The organism is Sphingobacterium sp. Ag1 (genome assembly GCF_000988325.1).
GTDB lineage: Bacteria > Bacteroidota > Bacteroidia > Sphingobacteriales > Sphingobacteriaceae > Sphingobacterium.
In genome coordinates this window covers 19344-38479 of the sequence record NZ_LBGU01000028.1, presented here as the reverse complement: position 1 = coordinate 38479, position 19136 = coordinate 19344, and the positions used below count along the sequence as shown (strand labels likewise).

Annotated in this window: 11 protein-coding genes; 10 read left to right on the top strand and 1 reads right to left on the bottom strand. The window is 42.2% G+C overall.

Annotated elements, in window-relative coordinates; genetic code table 11:
* The first annotated feature begins 17 nt into the window (after positions 1 to 17).
* Positions 18 to 572: an acyl-CoA thioesterase gene (locus AAW12_RS05820; protein WP_046672667.1), complete on the top strand. Its 555-nt coding sequence runs from the start codon at positions 18 to 20 to the stop codon at positions 570 to 572.
* A gap of 15 nt (positions 573 to 587) precedes the next feature.
* Here AAW12_RS05820 and AAW12_RS05815 read toward each other — a convergent pair whose 3' ends face one another.
* On the bottom strand, positions 588 to 1235 hold the full coding sequence (locus AAW12_RS05815) for a DUF6266 family protein (RefSeq protein ID WP_046672666.1): 648 nt from the start codon (positions 1233 to 1235) through the stop codon (positions 588 to 590).
* A gap of 595 nt (positions 1236 to 1830) precedes the next feature.
* Here AAW12_RS05815 and AAW12_RS05810 point away from each other — a divergent pair.
* The 9 genes from AAW12_RS05810 (at position 1831) to AAW12_RS26615 (ending at position 19133) form a co-directional block, all read left to right on the top strand.
* A complete protein-coding gene (locus AAW12_RS05810) occupies positions 1831 to 4992 on the top strand; it encodes a SusC/RagA family TonB-linked outer membrane protein (protein WP_046672665.1) in 3162 nt (1053 codons plus the stop codon).
* A gap of 12 nt (positions 4993 to 5004) precedes the next feature.
* A complete protein-coding gene (locus AAW12_RS05805; RefSeq protein ID WP_046672664.1) occupies positions 5005 to 6777 on the top strand; it encodes a SusD/RagB family nutrient-binding outer membrane lipoprotein in 1773 nt (590 codons plus the stop codon).
* A gap of 54 nt (positions 6778 to 6831) precedes the next feature.
* Positions 6832 to 7479 carry an N-acetylmuramoyl-L-alanine amidase gene (locus tag AAW12_RS05800; protein ID WP_046672663.1) on the top strand — a complete coding sequence of 216 codons (648 nt, stop codon included), beginning with the start codon at positions 6832 to 6834 and terminating at the stop codon, positions 7477 to 7479.
* Positions 7480 to 7923: 444 nt separating this feature from the next.
* On the top strand, positions 7924 to 9168 hold the full coding sequence (locus AAW12_RS05795; protein ID WP_231585213.1) for an exo-beta-N-acetylmuramidase NamZ domain-containing protein: 1245 nt from the start codon (positions 7924 to 7926) through the stop codon (positions 9166 to 9168).
* A gap of 51 nt (positions 9169 to 9219) precedes the next feature.
* Positions 9220 to 12711, top strand: a complete 3492-nt coding sequence (locus AAW12_RS05790; protein WP_046672662.1) for a SusC/RagA family TonB-linked outer membrane protein — start codon at positions 9220 to 9222, stop codon at positions 12709 to 12711.
* 13 nt (positions 12712 to 12724) lie between these two features.
* The gene (locus AAW12_RS05785) at positions 12725 to 14566 is read left to right on the top strand and encodes a RagB/SusD family nutrient uptake outer membrane protein (protein ID WP_046672661.1); all 1842 of its coding nucleotides are present in this window, start codon (positions 12725 to 12727) and stop codon (positions 14564 to 14566) included.
* A 143-nt stretch (positions 14567 to 14709) separates the two neighbouring features.
* Positions 14710 to 16569 carry a PQQ-binding-like beta-propeller repeat protein gene (locus AAW12_RS05780; RefSeq protein ID WP_046672660.1) on the top strand — a complete coding sequence of 620 codons (1860 nt, stop codon included), beginning with the start codon at positions 14710 to 14712 and terminating at the stop codon, positions 16567 to 16569.
* Positions 16570 to 16611: 42 nt separating this feature from the next.
* Positions 16612 to 18438, top strand: a complete 1827-nt coding sequence (locus AAW12_RS05775) for a glycoside hydrolase family 9 protein (RefSeq protein ID WP_231585212.1) — start codon at positions 16612 to 16614, stop codon at positions 18436 to 18438.
* A 50-nt stretch (positions 18439 to 18488) separates the two neighbouring features.
* Complete coding sequence (locus tag AAW12_RS26615; RefSeq protein ID WP_231585211.1) at positions 18489 to 19133, top strand: polysaccharide deacetylase family protein; 645 nt, start codon at positions 18489 to 18491, stop codon at positions 19131 to 19133.
* Positions 19134 to 19136 lie beyond the last annotated feature (3 nt).

Here is a 19136-nt window from a genome sequence, read left to right as displayed (position 1 = left end):
AAAGTAAATTTATAGGTATGGAAGAAATCTATAAAACGGTAAGCGAATCTGTGATTCGGATGTCACAGCTGATGTTGCCCTCCAATGCTAATTTTGGCGGTAAAATTCACGGCGGTTATATTTTATCTTTGATGGATCAGATCGCATTTGCTGTGGCATCTAAATTTTCTGCACATTATTGTGTGACGGCCTCCGTTGGCAAAGTTGATTTTTTGAAGCCTATTGAGGTGGGCGAATTGGTGACATTGATCGCTTCTGTGAATTATGTAGGTAACTCTTCTATGGAAGTCGGTATTCGGGTCGAAGCCATGAATATTCAGACGGGCGAAACCAAGCATTGTAATTCCTCTTATTTTACGATGGTGGCAAAAGATGAAACAGGCAAGCCCGCCCGGGTGCCAAGGTTAATATTGGAGACCGAAAAAGATGTATTTCGTTTCTACCGCTGTGTGGTGAAGATGGAAGTCGACAAAGAAAGAGACCGTGCTATTCATGATCTGGAGACAGATTCTGCGGAGCAGCAGGCCTATATCAAGCAGCATTTTGATGTGAAGATCAGTCTGAGCTCCTAGGCCTTCTTCCCTTTCTTACCATTCAAATGTCCCTAGATATTTACTGTCTGTGCATTCATCGCTTCCGTCTGTTTTGTAGAAAAATACATAGACATGATAGTTGCCGACGGTTTGCTGTCGGGATAGGATAGCTGTCTGTGTTTTATGCGTAAGAGGATTCATGCTTTCATTTGTGAAAGCGCACTCATCGGGATTGTATAGCAGCAAACGGCAATTACTCGAGCTGATGTTATGTTGTGATGCAGTATCTGCATCATATTCCCAGGTGAGTGTAAATGTTCCTGTCTCTTCATCTACCTGAAATGTATGGGTGGAAATGGGATTGGGGATTCCTTTACTCACGCGAAAGTTTTCAAAATTGATGACATAGCCAGTTGCCGTTTTTTCTACGGCATTATTGAGGTTGTAAGACATCGCATTGCCATATGCTTTCTTCTCGGGGTTATAATTTTTAAATCCGACCCGTATTAAATCTAGCATTGGGGAAATAAATTTTTGGATGAGGGAGAAACGCGACCTTGATTGAATTTGATCTGCAGAAGGTTTTTTTCTGCTTTTCTTAGGTAAGCCCCTTGCATAGGTTGTATTTCCATTGGTAACAAATACTACTGATCCTGCTTTGCCCGAAAGCGTGCCATTGGCACCGTTTTTAATGACTGCCATAATATTAAGTTAATTGCGATTGATTTTTCTTTAAGTTACAAAATAAATAGGTATTGATCAATAGTAGATTCAACCTTTTTTCGGATTTACAACGAATCTTAATCGGAATTTAGTCGGACTTTATTCGGTTCCAACCGAAGAAGCACCGAACGAGCACCGAACAAGTACCGAAGAAGCACCGAGTAATCTCCGAATACAATAGCTAATAATTAGTCTAAAATGGCGGTGTAAATCGAACATTCCTTTGCATAAGCACGCTGTTATGTGTTGGATGCTGCATGCTATTGGTGGTTTTGTTGTGCTAATGTTTGTTTTCTGTTATCAAATTCGGTGAAAAGGTCTTGCTAAATGCTTTTATAAGATGTTTTGGTTTTTATTTTGCTGTGCTGTGCGTTTTTGTATCTGTTTTTATAGGGATTAATGGTTTTTTTGCTGTCAGATTGTGCGTTAATGTGTTTATTGTTATTTCTTTTTCAAATAATTACGCATAAGCTTGCAAAAATAGGAAGCTTTTCATACTATTGTGTAGTAATTGATATAAACTTAGGGTTGGAACCGCCCGTTATGGAAAATTATTAACAACTAACTAAAAACCATGAATAAAAAATTTCTCTTATTCTGTTCAGGGGTGATGCTGTCAACCAGTTTATGGGCACAGACCAAAACTGTAACGGGTAAAGTGACGAATGCTTCTGATGGTGGTACAATGCCTAATGTAACCGTAAGCATCAAAGGTAAATCTGTCAGTACACAAACTAAGCCTGATGGAAGTTTCACCATCAATGCGGAGCCAGGCGATATTTTGATTTTCAGAGCCGTGGGTTCTCAGGAAAGACAACAACTGGTTGGGACAAATGCAACGATCAATGTTACGCTTTCTGGCAGTGAGGAGGCCCTTGAAGAGGTGGTTGTGACGGCTATGGGAATTAAGAAGGAAAAAAAGGCGCTTGGCTATGCTGTTCAGGATATAAAATCGGATGAGTTGATGAAGAATAAGACGGCTAACGTGGTCAATTCACTGGCAGGGAAGATTGCAGGGGTTAATGTAACACAGGCTTCGGGTTCTGCCGGTGCCGGAGCGCAGATTATTCTTCGCGGCGGAACTTCTCTTGAGCGCGACAACCAGCCCTTGTTTGTTGTAGACGGTGTGATCTACGATAACTCTACGGTTATTGGCGGAAATAGTGCCTTCGATGGCGCTCAAGCAACAGCAACCTCTAACAGTAACCGGGTGATGGATATTAATCCCGAAGATATCGACAATGTGTCGGTGTTGAAAGGTCCGGCTGCGGCAGCCTTATACGGGTCAAGAGCTGCTGCGGGAGCTATTATCATTACGACGAAAAAGGGACAAGAAGGGCGTACGGAGATTGGTTTTTCAAGTAGATTTTCAAATAACTGGGTGAATCGCTTGCCAGAGCAGCAAGGAAAATACAAACGTGGCTATTATAACAGTGCGGGTGTACTGGATGATTATACCACGCAATCCTGGGGTGAAAAATTTGGAAGTAATGATGTTGTTTATAACAACGTGAAAGATTTCTTCCAGCATTCGACGGTATTTGACAATACCGTTAATTTATCCGGCGGAAATAAAAATGGATCATTCTATCTGTCTGGTTCCCGCTTTGATCAAAAGGGTATCGTACCTAATACAAGCTTTGATAAAACCACGTTCCGCTTTAATGGGGATCAAAAATTTGGTAAACTGACGGTGGGCGCTAATGTGGGGTATTCGCTGGCAAATACAGATAAAACCCTAACTTCTGCGGGGTTATGGGGATCAGGTGGCACAGGAGCGATGGAGTCCCTGTACAGCTGGTCAAGAAGTGATAATATGAAGAAATACCTCAACGATGACGGGTCGAAGTATCGGATGTTTGAAGGCCGCCAGCCGCTAGAATCTGATGTCGAAAATCCATACTGGACAATCAATAAAAATATTTTGGGCGATAACACCGAGCGTATTACAGGTAGTATCAATGCAAGTATGCCCATCTTCGATTGGTGGAGCCTCACCTATCGTGTCGGGATGGATAGTTATCTGACTAAAAACTCAACTATTATCGGTGAAGGTGGTGCAATTAAGAAACCTTGGCAAAAAGGTATGATGTCGGAAAGTGATTTCAAATACAACTATTGGTCTTCCAACATCATGTCCAATTTCAATAAAAAGGTAGGTGATTTTGATTTAGGCGCTTTAGTGGGATTTTTCTCGGAACAAACCAAGACGACAACAAACCGCCGTATGGGCTATCATTTTGAGGTAGATAATTTTTACAGCTTCGAAAATATAGCGGCAGCGAATAAACAGTTCGCAGTAAACAATACAAAAAAACGTCTTTTTGGTTTGTACGGTGAGTTAAGAGCTTCGTATAAAAATATGTTGTTTTTGAATGTTACGGGAAGAAATGACTGGACCTCAACGTTACCAGTAGACAATAGGTCTTATTTTTATCCTTCTGTTGGTGGTAGCTTTGTGTTTACCGAACTCATGAAAGACAGTCGCCCAGACTGGTTGGATTTTGGAAAGCTGAGAGCTTCCTGGGCGCGCGTGGGTAAGGACGCAAATCCGTATGTAACCAATACCTACCTTTGGAAGCCTGTTGAATATTTAGGTGGAATTGTAGGCGCGGGAAATAACTGGCAGAAAGGTAATCCGTTTTTGAAACCTGAAACAACAGGTTCGTTTGAAGTCGGTGCTGAATTGCGCTTTTTTAAGGGGCGATTGGGCGTGGATTATGCCTACTATACCAATAATTCCTATAACCAGATTCTGTCTCCACGTTTAGGACAATCGACAGGATATATTTTCATCTCAGTCAACGGTGGCGATATCTACAATAAAGGAATGGAGTTGTCCTTAACTGGTAAGCCGATTGTGAAAAACGACTTTGTTTGGGAATCTACGTTAAACATGTCCAGAAACAAAGGGACAGTAGATAACTTGCTCGCAGGGGTCAATATTTTGTATGTCACAGACGTGCAGGTAGGGAATGCGAAAGCCGCATCCTTTAACGGAGGAAACTTTATGGGGATCTCAGGTTCGCAATGGACCCGTACACCTGATGGAAAAGTTGTTTTGGACGCTAATACGGGTATGCCAACAAGTGACAACCAGACGACATATAATATCGGAAACCGTGAGCCTAAGCTGACAGGTGGATTCAATAACAGCTTGACTTATAAAAATTTTAATCTGTCCTTCCTGTTTGATTTCCGTATAGGTGGCGATATCTATAATGGTACAGATTATGCAATGACGATTAATGGAATGAGCAAGCGAACCGAAGATCGTGATCAGCTGATTTTGGACGGAGCCATCCGTAACGGCGGAACAAACGACGCTCCGGTGTACGAAAACAAAACATTCACTTTCTTGGCCGACCAGATGTACACGATTAAAGGTGTGTCAACAAGCGGACGGAAGATTATCCAAGATTATTGGAGTGATTTCTACGCCCGTGAAAGTGCGAACTTTATGGTGAAAACAAACTGGTTGCGCTTGCGGAATATCTCGATGTCCTACAACTTTTCGGACGGTGTCCTGAAGAATGCCGGTGTTTCTAAAGTGGTAAAAGGTCTTACAGCTACTTTGACTGGTACTAATCTTTGGTTGTTGACCAACTACAAAGGGCTTGATCCGGAGGCCTCCGCTGCCGGATCTGGTGTAACGGGATCTAGTTCGGTAGGTATTGATTACAACGGTGTGCCAAGTACAGCCGGTGTTATGTTTGGTTTAAATTTTAGATTTTAAGATAGAAAAGTCATGAATAAATATAAGAGAATAGTCTCATTTCTGTTGGTTCTAACTTTATTTTCGTCCTGTAGTAAGAATTGGTTGGATATCAATATAGACCCGAATACGCCATCCAGCACCGTGGCTTCGGTTCAGAGTCGTTTGGCTTGGATACAGCATTATTACATGTATGCACAAGGGACAGCGGGGACACGGGCGGGGTTTGTGACACAGCAACTGACATTTGTCAACGGTACTGCATCAAACAGTATGATTGCTGGCTGGAACCCTGCGGCAGGTATGTCGACCACACCTTATCAGTTTTTCTTTGTCGGTGCAGGGGCAAATTTTAAGGATATGGAAGATAAGGCTACGGCCGATAAGGCTTATCATTATCTTGGTGCATTGCATGCTATCCGTGCCATGGGTTTTATGCTAATGACGGATTGGTATGGTGAGATGCCTTACACGGAGGCCTTGGGTACCATCATAACGCCAAAATTTGATGGTGGAAAAGTGATTTTCGAGGGTTGTCTTGCTGATATTGATAAGGCAATTGAATACTTTAATATGACACAGCCTGGCACTGCTGCCCCCTTGTCAGCCGGCGACAGCTGGAATGGTGGCGATGTAAGTAAGTGGCTGAAGATGTGTTATGGCTTAAAAGCGCGATGGTTGAATAACCTATCGAAAAAGAGCGCTTTGTACAAACCGGATGATGTATTGGCGGCGTTAAATAAGGCTGCCACTTCGGTGGGAGAAAGCACAGTGATAGCCCATATGGATGATGCGACTGATAATATCGGGGATATCCTATTTGCAGATCCTGTAAAAACCTCTATCGTTTTTAATAATGCGGGTATGAATACCAATACTTTGGTTACGAAATGGTATGAGAATTTATTAACCAATTTTGACAATAAAGGCATAGAGGATCCGCGGGCAGACAAATTATTGCCTTGGGCAGAATACGGTTATCCCAAAAAGATGATCCGTTCCAAGGGAGTAGATATGCAGTCTACTATCCGCATGAACTCCGGGCCTATAGCGTCCTCTTATAATGATAAAGATGTGGCTATTCAGAGTAATGGCCGTACGGTAAACCCACACTCCTGGTATATTAACAGTGCCAATACAGCACGTTGGGGAGATACCGTTTATGTATCCATTAAAAGTAGTTCCAAGGGATATGACAGCGATGTGTCAGATACCTATAGATGGAAAGATGGTACCGTGGCTGCTTCAGGTACATTTTATTCGCGTCCCGATGCGCCTACCCATCTGGTTGCATACCCCGAAATGTGCTTTATTAAAGCTGAGGTCTTATTTAATAAGGGAGATAAAGCAGGTGCGTTCAATGCCTATAAAGAGGGAATTAAAGCACATATTGACTTAATGAATATAAAGCTGGGTTCTTATGCAGACGCCAGTCCGAGCAAATCGCCAATGACCCAGGCCAAGATCGATAATTTTCTAAACAATGGCATTGGTACGGCGGGAGATATTACATTGGCTAAAATTATGACGCAAAAATTTATCGCACTTTCGTTTTCACAGCAAAACTGGAATGATATGCGTCGCTATGATTTTAGCAGTTCAGTCTATCCCGGTTGGTCAGTTCCCTATGAGTACACGGTGACCGCAGCAGCACAAACTAAAATACCGCAAGGAAAGCAGTTCAGAAGAGTACGTCAGGTTTCGCATGAGATCAACTACAATTCCGATAATTTAAAAGCATCTCATCCGAATGCGTTAAATGACGATATCTGGTCATTCCCGGTTTGGTGGGATACCAAAGAATAATTTTAAATTTGAAAGCCGCAACTGCGGCTTTCTTTATCTAGTTTGTTTTTTGTTATGAAATATTGTATTAATTTCCTTCTTCTTTTTATACCATTTGTGCTTTTTGCACAATCACCCAAAATTATTCAAAAACCGATTACCTGGGATAAGGACCGTATTCAACTTTCATTGGAGTACCTCAAAAATCGGCACGGTCTATCGCAGTCGACTCCGGTTATCCATCCTAAAATGGTGGTAGTGCATTGGACGGCGAATAACAGCGTGAAAGCGACCTTTAATACATTCAATCCTACGCGGCTTCCGGGTCGTCCGGAACTGACCAAGGCAAGTGCCTTGAATGTATCTTCGCAATTTGTCATCGATCGTGACGGTACGATTTATCAGTTTTTACCAGATTCTATTTTTGCACGGCATACCATAGGTCTCAACTATTGTGCAATAGGGATAGAAAATATAGGTAGTCGTCAGAATCCACTGACTGATGCACAATTGAAAGCCAATGAAGAGCTTATCCGTTACCTCAGTAAGAAATATCCCATCGAATTTGTTTTAGGTCACCATGAGTACCAACGTTTTAAGAAAACAAGCTGGTGGAAAGAAACTGATCCCAATTACATCACGGGTAAAGATGATCCGGGAGATAAATTTATGCATGAGCTAAGAAAGCAGCTTGTCGATCTGAAATTGAACCCCCTACCTTAAATCATGCCTAATCGAAGAATTTCGTTCTGCAGGTAAATTGCGTTTTCCTACAGGAATAAGTAATAAGTGTGCAATTGGTGATCGTTTTGCAATATATTTTGCTGGTTTGCTGTATTTTGCTGCATTGTTAATAAAATGTTAATTGTATTTGATTTGTTACGTGAGCGTGTGCTCTGCACACTTACTTATTTTTCTTTTTAATCGTCTGATTTATTGTAATCGACTGTATTTCAATTTATTGTAATGTATTTTTGCTTTCAGTCTCAACTAATATATTGCGGTTTAATTCCTGTTACAGAAGTAATTTGTAAGTGAATACTTACTTTCTTTTGCGTTTTTATGTTGCTTTAAGTTTTAAAAACGAAAAGTTCTACTTACTTTTATTCTGATTTTCAATTATTCGTGCATAAAACTGCAATTTGTGCATGATCTAAGAGTCTATTTATGATGAAAAATGCCTTATTAAAGCTATCCTTTTTAATTTCTGTTGTTGCTTGGGTTTCCTGTGGGAATTCGTTGAAGTCTACGCAAGCGAGCAAAACCGCAGTAAACAGCATGACCGGCCGGGTAACGAGCCAAGTTGTTATTCCGGGTGCAGATCAACTTACGCTGTATTTACCACAACTAAAAGGTAAGAAAGTGGGAATAATGGGAAATCAAACTTCCATTGTAGGGGCTGATAAAAAACATCTTGTCGATGTCTTGATCGATAATAAGGTTGATTTGAAGTTTGCCTTTGCGCCTGAACATGGTTTCCGCGGGAACGTTGAACGTGGTGAGAAGTTTGGGAATGATGTTGATCAAAAGACGGGTTTGCCGCTGTTTACATTATATGGAGGTAATAAGAAACAAGATTCTATCGTCAATTCCATTGATGTGATGATTTTCGACCTGCAGGACGTTGGGGCACGCTTTTATACATACATCACTTCTTTGCACCGTGTAATGGAATTATGTGCAAAGCATAATAAAAAATTAATTGTACTGGATCGTCCAAATCCAAATGGCGACCAGGTGGATGGACCTGTAAGGCATGATGATAAGTTTAAATCAGATGTTTCCTGGCATAAAATAGCCATGATCCATGGTTTAACAATCGGCGAGCTGGCGCAGATGATCAATGGAGAGCGGTGGCTTGAGCATGGCCGCCAGGCCGATGTAACGATTGTACAGGTCAAAAATTGGAATCATAACAGTAGGTATGAGCTGCCGGTCATCCCATCGCCAAGTCTGCCAAATTATCTTTCTGTTCGGTTGTACCTTTCATTATGTCTTTTTGAAGGTACGGATATTTCGGTAGGTCGGGGTACGGATTGGCCGTTCCAGGTATTAGGTTATACAAATCCGGTCTATGGCTCCTTTACTTTTACACCGGGCGAACGTCACGGTATGTCCAAACATGTGGAGGGCAAAGGAACAGTCAATTATGGTGTTGATTTGCGCGGTCTGGATGCTGATCATCAAAAATTTACCTTAAAATATCTGTTGGACTTTTATCAAAAGACACCTGATAAATCCACTTTCTTCGCGCGGCCTGAATTTTTTGATAAGCTTGCGGGGACAGACCAATTACGTAAGCAAATCCTTTCCGGACAATCTGAAGCTCAGATTCGTGCTTCTTGGTCTGAGGACTTGAAAGCCTATAAGCAAATGCGTAAAAAGTATCTGCTTTATACCGATTTCGAATAGCAATAACTAACAATATTAACTAGAATCATTTATTTTAAAACTCTATAATCAATGCGAAAATTTGTACTATTTTCTGTTGCTCTTGGATTGAGTTTTCCTTCTGAATCCTATTCTTTTGCAAAAAAAGAAGGTGCTTTGAATCGCGACAATTTAGCAAGCGCTTTTCTGAGTTCTTCTGCAAAAAATGCGTTTCAAAATACGGTGCAAGGTACTGTAAAGGATGGAAAAGGTCCAGTCTCTGGGGTAAGCGTGTCTGTGATTGGCGGTACTGCGTCAACTAAGACTGATGCTCAGGGGCATTTTAAAATTACAGCTGCCGTGGGGAGCAAGTTGCGTTTTTCGTCTGTAGGATACGTGACGAAGGAGGTTGCCGTTACTTCAGCTACGCTTGATGTAACATTAGCGGACGATAATCAAGCGTTGGACGAAGTGGTCGTTGTCGGTTACGGTACCCAGAAAAAAGGTAACCTAACTGGTGCGGTTTCATCGATCAATGTGAAGGAGAATCTACAGAGTCGTCCGATCGCCGATGTCGGCCGGGCAATTCAAGGGACGACGCCAGGATTTAGTGTTACTGTACCGAGTGGTGAGGTTGGATCTGATCCTACCATGCGTATTCGTGGTGCAATATCTTCCATTCAAGGGAATAGTAGTCCATTGATCTTGGTGGATAATGTGGAAATCCCGAGTATCCAATATGTAAATCCGGATGATGTTGAGTCGATCACTGTATTAAAAGATGCTGCCTCTTCGTCCATCTATGGTGCGAAAGCTGCTTTTGGTGTCGTATTGATTAAGACGAAAACAGGTGGAAGTGCGGAAAAGGTTACCGTAAATTATTCTAATAACTTCTCATTCCAAAATCCATATAAAAAGTTGGAAATGGGACGTGTTAATGCCTTGAAATATACCATTGACGCATTAGAAAGAGTTGGCGGAACCGAAACGGGTGCTTTCTATAAAGTAAATAGAGAAAGTTATGAACGCGCAGTGGAGTGGGATAAAAAATATGGATCTTCAATCGGGAAAGATGATCCAACGGTATATGGCAGAGACTGGTATGTAGATCCGGGGTCGCCGACGAAAAAGTACGGTGTTAGAACGTATGATCCATATGATTATATGGTGCGCGAGTGGGCTCCCACACAAACACATAACTTGTCTTTAAATGGTACCATTAAGAAGACACAATATACAGCTTCATTTGGTTCGTTAAACCAAAGCGGTATGTTAAAGGCAGGCGATTCGGATAAGTTTAAACGGTATAATGCTGCATTAAGACTGAATACCGAACTGAATAAATATGTGACTATTAGGGGTGGAGCGATGTTTGCACAACGGAACAAGATCTATCCTTATGCGACAAACTCAACAACGGCCGATCCATGGTTGTACATGTATCGCTGGAGCTCCCTTTATCCAATGGGCTATGACGAAAATAACAACCCAATCAGAAGTCCATGGAGTGAAAATGAGGCGGCAAACCAAGCTTCCATGCTTCGCAATTATATTAATTTAAGCGCTGGTGCTACAGTTAATATAATGAAGAATTGGAAAGTAGATGTAGACTATACATTTACCAATGAGGATTATAGCTGGCGTAAAAACGGGACGAGATATACAGCAGCCAATTCTTGGGTAGCAGCCAAACAACGGTTTGATGCACAAGGAAATCCAGTTTATGTCAATAAAGAAGGAGCTGTTGTCAATAAGGGAGATGCTGATGCAACTTTAGCTTATGATCTTTCCAATGATATGTATACAGCGAATGGTTCTGCGCAAGATCATATCTATATGCGTTCACAAAATGAACATAAGCATACTGTCAATGCATTTACAACGTATGAACTCGACTTGAATGATGATCATAACTTTAAATTTATCCTTGGTTTAAATAGAGTAACAAACGATGGTTCTTACCATTGGACACAGCGTGCTGATTTATTGGATATCACAAATCCTCAGTTTGATTTGGCTGTGGGCCAAATTACGGGTAGCGGTGGTGAGTATTGGGAATCTCAATTAGGGTATTTTGGCCGTGTGAACTATGCGTATAAGAATAAGTATCTATTTGAAGGTAATATCCGTTATGATGGTTCCTCCAAGTTTCCAACAGATTTGAAATGGCGATGGTTTCCATCTTTTTCAGCAGGCTGGGTAGTTTCAGAAGAAAAATTCATGGACTGGTCAAGGGCTACATTAAATCAGTTGAAGTTTAGAGGTTCATGGGGTGTTATCGGAAATCAAACGGTACCTTCTGATCTTTATGTTTCAAACATGGACGCGGGTCAGATTAATTACATCGTCAATGGCGCATTGTTGAATTCTGTGGGTACGCCAAAACTGAATTGGCCAAACGTTACGTGGGAAGATCTGGAAACCCTGGATTTCGGTGCGGATGCCAGATTCTTCAAGAATAAATTAGGTTTGACGTTTGACTGGTATCAGAAGAAGACCAAAAATATGTTTGCTCCTTTGGAAGGAACAACACTGACCTTGGGTTCTGCGGCGCCTTGGGGTAACTTCGGTACCTTGACGACCAAAGGCTTCGAATTGGCCATCGATTTTAATCACCGATTTGAGAATGGATTGGGTATTAATTTTAGGGCTAATTTGGATGACTCTAAATCTGTTTTTAGTGGCTATACGTCATTACGCACTACCGGTGTGAATTATAATGGTCGGGTATATGGTGATATTTGGGGGTATGAGACAGACCGTCTGTACCAATACAATGATTTTGTATTGGATGGAAATAACAATCCGCAGTTGGTAAAACCAAATGCAGATATGACCAAATATTATGGAAGTACAGATAACGTCTATCTCTTGAAAGAGGGGCCGAATGGTGAAAAGCCTGTCTATCAGCCACGATTCCAAAATTCAACTAATTTCTATTTTGGTCCTGGGGATGTTAAATTCAAAGATTTGAATGGTGACGGCGAGATCGATAATGGTGACGGTACGATCGATAATCCTGGCGATATGAAGATCATTGGTAATTCGACGCCTCGTTATCAGTATGGCTTTAGATTTGGTGCTGATTGGAAAGGCTTCGATGTTTCAGCATTTTTCCAAGGTGTGGGGCAACGTAAAGTTTGGGGAGCAGGATTCTTGGCGATTCCAGGATTTAACACTTCAGATGGAGCAATGCCTGCAAGCTTTGTAAACGATTACTGGACGAAAGATAATCAAGGAGCATTCTATCCGGCTGCATTCAACAACGGCGGTAGTGCGAATGTCAATAATATGCAAGTTCAGTCCCGCTATCTGTTGGATATGTCGTATTTGAGAATTAAGAACCTAACTGTGGGGTATACAATTCCTCAGCATATCGTGCAACGAGCTAAGATAAATAACTTACGTGTTTATGTTTCGTTGGAGAATTTCTTCACTTGGGATAAGCTTCGTGGCTTACCGATTGATCCGGAAGAGGTGGAAGGCTTCTCGATTTTTAATGAAACGAATTACAACGGTGGACGTACAGGTGTTGGAACACCAACATTTAAGAGTGCCTCATTTGGTGTTCAGTTAAACTTTTAAACGAATTTGACAGATGAAATTAAATAGAATAAAAATTGGATCTATCATGCTTTCCGCCATGTTATTGGGGGTAGGCTGTAGTAAGGATGTGCTGGATAGGCCTGATCAAACTAAAGTAATCGATGAAAACTTTTGGAGAAATGAAGCTGATGTTCGTTTGTATGCAAATGATTTTTATTTAAATTATTTTGTTGGCTATAATACTTTTTATGGTACGGCCTATGCTCCCTTAGTGGGATATAACTATGCAGATGACTTTACTTCTGAAGGAACGCAAGGTGGCTTTGAGTCAGTTGTTCCGACGAGTAGAGGTGCGAGTACGGTGACACCTGATATGTTGACGACCTACTCAGGGCCGACCTGGAATTTTTACTGGGTTAGAAAGGCTAATGTGATGTTGACCAGGATTGAAACAAAGGCCAAGTCAAAATTGTCAGAGGCTGAGTATAAGCACTGGACTGCAGTAGCTCGTTTTTTTAGAGGCTACGAATATAGTAGGTTAGTTTCTGTGTTTGGTGATGTGCCTTATTTTGATGTTGAAGTTGATCCGATGGATCAGGCTACAATGTATAAGGAACGTACCAAGCGCGGGGAGGTTATGGATAAAGTCTATACAGATTTTGAGTATGTGCTTGATAATATGCGTGCTGATGACGGAAAAGGTTATGTAAATAAATATGCAGCAGCGGCACTTATTTCTAACCTCATGTTGTTTGAAGGTTCCTGGGAAAAATACCATGGCTTGGATCAAGATCGTGCGAAAAAGTATCTCGCGCTTGCGGTTAAAGCGTCCGAAGTTGTCATGAATAGTGGGAAGTGGTCTTTTGGAAGTGATTTTAAAAGCCTGTTTGCATCTGAAGATCTTTCAAGCAATCCAGAGGTAATTTTCTTCAGAACTTATAATGATGCCTTGAAAGTAACGCACGCCGTAGGTTCTTACAGCAATGGTACTGAAGGGCAGAAGGGCGTTAACTTGGATTTGTTGAAATCTTTTATCTGTAACGATGGAAAGGTTTGGCAAAACTCAGCGCTTACAAATGCATCGGACTTTTCGATGAAATCTTTGGCGAGAACGAGAGACCCACAGTTTGAAGCTTCGTTGATGGATACCGTTAATACAGCTTCATCAACATTTGCTTACGGTCATAAATTTGCTGCTAGAGAAGCCTTGACGTATATTGGAAAAACTTATCCAGCAAAATGGAGTAGTAATACAAATACAAATGATGCTCCGATTGTGCGTCTTGGTGAGGTTGTGTTGAATTGGATTGAGGCAAGGCAGATTCTTGCGGAGTTTTTTGGTGGAGCAGCTGTTACCCAAGGTGATTTGGATAAATCAATCAATGCGGTACGGAATAGGCCGCTAGACGCAGATGCCATAGCTAAAGGGGTAAAGAAAACGGCACCTTTGACATTAAATTCCCTGCCGAACGATCCAAGCCGCGATGCGGATGTATCGCCGTTGATGTGGGAAATCAGACGTGAACGAAGAATGGAATTTGTATATGAGTATGCGCGATTGAATGATATCCGTCGCTGGAAAAAATTGGATTATATGAACTTTTCACGCAATGTCGATTATTCACTGGGTCCCTGGGTAAATATCAAAAAGGACCTTCCAAATCGTTTGACAAAAGCTTACGAAGGTGTTTTGAAAGTCCGTGACGCAGCAGGAAATACAATCACCTACAATGGTAAAAACGCCGATGCTATGGTGGGATATTACGTTGTTCCGAAATTTGCAAACAGGGTAAGTTTTACCGATCGGTCGTACTTGGCTCCTGTTGGACTGAATCAGATTCAACAATATGCAAATTTGGGCTATATCTTAACACAGACGCCAGGCTGGCAATAGATAGCATTGTATTAAAAGGCCTTTCTGAATTTCAGAAAGGCTTTTTAATACATAATGAATTTTGATTTACATGAAGATGCATAAAAATGCAATATCATTTCTGTTTTATGCATAAAAACGCTATTTTTAAGAAAACATTACGCATGAGGTTTCCAATTATCACCTTTTTTATTGCATTATCCTGCGTTTTTAACGTTGCGATAGCACAGCAGTCCTTCAAATTTGCCCACGTAACAGACACGCATGTCGGTGGTGCAACAGGTGAGGAGGATTTGCGACGTACTGTAAAGGACCTGAATACATTGAAAGATATTGATTTTGTTATAGTCTCCGGAGATATCACCGAGTTTGGTGCTGATCATGAGTTAAAGCTTGCGAAGCGAATCTTAGATAGTTTGCAGCTGCCTTGGTACGTGATTCCGGGAAATCACGATGGCAATTGGTCAGAAAATGGAGCCAACACGTTTCGCACCGTTTTTGGTGGCGAGACCTTTTTCTTTAAGCATAAAGGCTACGCATTCATTGGAACCAATTCAGGACCCAATATGCGCATGAGTCCTGGTCAAATTCCTCGGGAAAACCTGGTTTGGATGGATTCCATTTTTGCAGCGAATCCGGATAAACAGCTACCATTGATCTATATTAATCATTATCCACAGGATTCATCGTTAAATAACTGGTTTGATGCACTGAAAAGAGTTAAAACGCGGAATGTCCAATTGGCGCTTTGTGGGCATGGTCATGCCAATAAATTATACGATTGGGAAGGAATTCCGGGGGTGATGGGACGGTCTAATCTGCGTGCGAATAAAGCGATTGGGGGTTATAATATTGTGACCATCGCCGATAGCAAAGCCAGTTATCAAGAGCGTAATCCCGGTGTAGGAACGCAGGAGAAACCTTGGGTTGTTGTTCCAATGTTCGACCATCATTATGAAAATGAAACGATAAGCTACCCGAGACCAAGTTATGCTGTGAATGCAAAATATGCGGGCCAGGTTAAAGTCAATTGGACGTTTGAAGACGCCAGCGATATCGGGGCGGGACTAGCCGTTTACAAAAACAGCGTGATCACATCAAATACCGCGGGCGATATCTTTGCGCTTGACTTAAAAACTGGCAAAAAGCTATGGGCATACCGTACCGGTGGTAAAGTTTATTCTACGCCTGCTGTGTGGAAAGGGATTGTCGTGGCGGGATCATCGGATCATGCAATTTATGCGGTAGATGCCCGTAATGGCAAGTTGTTGTGGAAGGTGGAGACTGAGAAGGCGGTTTTGGGTTCCCCCTTGCTACATGATGGCGTAGCTTTTATCGGTGGCTCGGATGGTAAGTTTAGAGCGCTGGACATCAAGACGGGAGCTGTAAAGTGGAGTTTTGACCAGGTCAAAGGATTTGTATCGACGCTGCCAACGTATTATTTGGGGAATGTAATTTTTGGTTCCTGGAGCAATGGATTCTATGCTTTGGATGCCAAAACGGGTAAGCTTTCGTGGGAGTGGAATAATGGACAGGCCAATCGGATGTTTTCTGCTGCGGCATGCAATCCGGTGGGGGTAAACAATCGTGTTTTTGTAGTTGCACCGGATCGTTTTATGACAGCACTGGATGCGAAGAACGGTGCGGTCATCTGGCGGGAAAAGAAAGATACCATTCGGGTGCGCGAGTCTATGGGGTTGGCTGCAGATCATAAATTGGTTTATGTGAAGACGATGGATGGGGATCTTTTAGGTATTTCGGTTGCTGGTGATCGTATGGATGTTGCCTGGAAGTCCAAACTTAAATTGCCTTACGAATTGACACCTTCTGCAATTATATCCAATGGCAAGTTGGTCTTTGTGCCGAGTCATTCGGGTTTGCTATCTGGAGTTGACGCAAAAACAGGCGCGGTAGTATGGCAATATAAAATATCCAATGGAATGGTTAATCCCGTTGCACTAAATGGGAGAAATACCGTGATAGCGAGTACGATGGATGGCAAAATAGTTTCATTACAGTTTTAAGCAATCGATTGAAATGGTCTTTTTGAAAATAAATGCCTTGATATGATAAAAAAATGTCTAAACTTCTTAAATTTACGTCAAGCTTTTTTGCTTGTTTTTGCATGTTTTGTTTGTAACTTTGCGAAAGCACAGCAAAATGCTTGGATTAGAATAAACCAATTGGGCTATACTCCAGCGGGCAAGAAGGTCGCGGTATGGGGTGGGAAATCAATCAGGCAGCTTCGTTCTTTTGAAATTAAAAACGCACAAACGGGTAAAACAGTCTATGTACATCCTGTTGGAAAAGATTATGGGGCTTATGGTCCTTTTGTTCAGAGCTTTCGTTTTGATTTCTCTTCCATGCAGGATACAGGACGCTTTTTTGTTCAGGCCGGAGATGTGAAGTCTCCAACATTCCGAATCGCTCGGGACGTTTATAAAGGAGCGGCAGATTTTGTACTGCGTTATATGCGGCAACAACGGACATTGTTCAACCCTTTTCTTAACGATAGCTGCCATATACACGATGGCTTTGCGCTGTATGCAGGAAAGGTTGGCATTCCCGATAGCTCCCGTATCGATGCGGGGGGCGGTTGGCATGATGCTTCTGATTATTTGCAATATGCGACAACGTCAGCAAATGCGACATTTCATCTGTTAGCGGCTTACCGCGATTTTCCAAAGGTGTTTGGTGATCTAAAGCAAGCAAATGGTCTTGATGGAAAAAATGGTCGGGCCGATGTGCTCGATGAAGCAAAATGGGGCTTGGATTGGCTGTTGAAAATGCATCCCAAGGCCAACCAAATGTACAATCAGATTGGTGATGACCGGGATCATGCCAGCATGCGGATGCCAAAGGAAGATCCTTATTATGGTCGTGGATTTGAGAGACCGGTGTATTTTATCGATGGCGAGCCACAGCAGCGTGGCAAGTTTATGAACAATACAACCGGGACAAGCTCTACTGCTGGTAAATTTAGTAGTGCTTTTCGCCTGGGGGCGATGTTGTTTGACAAAGAGGATCGGAAATATGCAACGCTGCTTTCGAAGAAATCGGAAACAGCCTATGCTTATGCCAATATAAAACCAGGCGTGACACAGACAGTTTCTGTGAAATCGCCCTATATTTATGCCGAAGATAATTGGGTAGACGATATGCAGTTGGCCGCTGCAATGGGTTTTTCGATGACAAAAAAAGAAAAGTTTGCACGAGAAGCCTTACGCTACGCCCGGCAAGAAAAGATTACACCTTGGATGGTTAGCGATACTGCTGCACATTATCAGTGGTATCCTTTTATCAATCTTGGGCATTATGAGTTGGCAAAAGGATTAAAAGGACAAGATCGCGAGGAGATTGTTTCCTATTATAAACAGGGGATTGAGCAAGTCAATCGGAGAGCTGAGAAAAACGCTTTTTTTCGGGGAGTTCCCTTTATTTGGTGTAGCAACAACTTAACGGTATCCTTTGCGATCCAGTGTCTCTGGTATAAAGAATTGACGGGAGATGCACATTTTGATGAGCTAGCCCAAGCTAATTTTGACTGGTTATTCGGGGCGAACCCTTGGGGCACGAGTATGGTATATGGTCTTCCGGCTGGAGGCGATACACCTGTCGATCCGCATTCGGCGTTTACCTTTCTTGGAAAGCATCCGATCGACGGCGGGTTGGTTGATGGCCCTATTATGGCATCCACGTATCGCAATCTGATTGGTATCAAGTTGAATAATCCGGATAGCTATGCGGAGTTTCAAAGTGATCTGGCGGTCTATCATGACGACTACGGAGATTATAGTACGAATGAGCCGACAATGGATGGTACCGCTTCGTTGATTTATCTGTTGGCTTCAAAGGAGGGTAAGGCTATGGAGGAGCCTACCGGAAAAAAGTAACAAGGGATGTTTTTGGAGCTATTGTCCGGGGCGACTCGACAAAACGGCAGGTGGCTCTGGTGTTTACCGGTCATGATTTATCTGAGGGTACTGCTGAGGTATTAGCAAGTCTAAAGCATAATGGCGTTAAAGGCTCTTTTTTCCTGACAGGCGATTATCTCAGAACTCCAGGTTTTAAGCCGTATGTCCGTCAGATGTTAAGCGATGGCCATTGGATTTCGGGGCATTCGGATAAACATATTCTGGTGAGTGACTGGGGGAGTAGGGAGGTGCTTTTGGTCAAACGTGACTCTTTTGTCGCTGATCTTAAAGCAAACCTGAAAGCACTGGAAGGCGCGGGCGTCAAAAGAGAGCACTTGTCCTATTATATTCCTTCTTATGAATGGTATAATAGTGAAACAGTCGATTGGGCAAAAGCGGTTGGTCTGAATTCGGTTAATTATACACCAGGAATACGGACTGCGGCCGATTATACCTATCCTGAAATGGGGGCTCGTTATTTATCGTCGACAGCGATTCTCGACAATCTTTGGTCTCACGAAGCTCGATATGGGCTCAATGGATTTCTGATATTGATTCACATGGGAACCGATGATCGGCGGAAAGATAAGCTGTATCATCATTTGGATGATATCATTAGCATATTAAAGGGAAAAGGGTATCAACTTGTGGATGTGCCCGATTTATTGAAATAAAGA

Bases quoted from the DNA above. Each gene is read 5' to 3' on its own strand.
- AAW12_RS05820 (WP_046672667.1), top strand. From the start codon at position 18: ATGGAAGAAATCTATAAAACGGTAAGCGAATCTGTGATTCGGATGTCA.
- AAW12_RS05815 (WP_046672666.1), bottom strand. From the start codon at position 1,235: ATGGCAGTCATTAAAAACGGTGCCAATGGCACGCTTTCGGGCAAAGCA.
- AAW12_RS05810 (WP_046672665.1), top strand. From the start codon at position 1,831: ATGAATAAAAAATTTCTCTTATTCTGTTCAGGGGTGATGCTGTCAACC.
- AAW12_RS05805 (WP_046672664.1), top strand. From the start codon at position 5,005: ATGAATAAATATAAGAGAATAGTCTCATTTCTGTTGGTTCTAACTTTA.
- AAW12_RS05800 (WP_046672663.1), top strand. From the start codon at position 6,832: ATGAAATATTGTATTAATTTCCTTCTTCTTTTTATACCATTTGTGCTT.
- AAW12_RS05795 (WP_231585213.1), top strand. From the start codon at position 7,924: ATGATGAAAAATGCCTTATTAAAGCTATCCTTTTTAATTTCTGTTGTT.
- AAW12_RS05790 (WP_046672662.1), top strand. From the start codon at position 9,220: ATGCGAAAATTTGTACTATTTTCTGTTGCTCTTGGATTGAGTTTTCCT.
- AAW12_RS05785 (WP_046672661.1), top strand. From the start codon at position 12,725: ATGAAATTAAATAGAATAAAAATTGGATCTATCATGCTTTCCGCCATG.
- AAW12_RS05780 (WP_046672660.1), top strand. From the start codon at position 14,710: ATGAGGTTTCCAATTATCACCTTTTTTATTGCATTATCCTGCGTTTTT.
- AAW12_RS05775 (WP_231585212.1), top strand. From the start codon at position 16,612: ATGATAAAAAAATGTCTAAACTTCTTAAATTTACGTCAAGCTTTTTTG.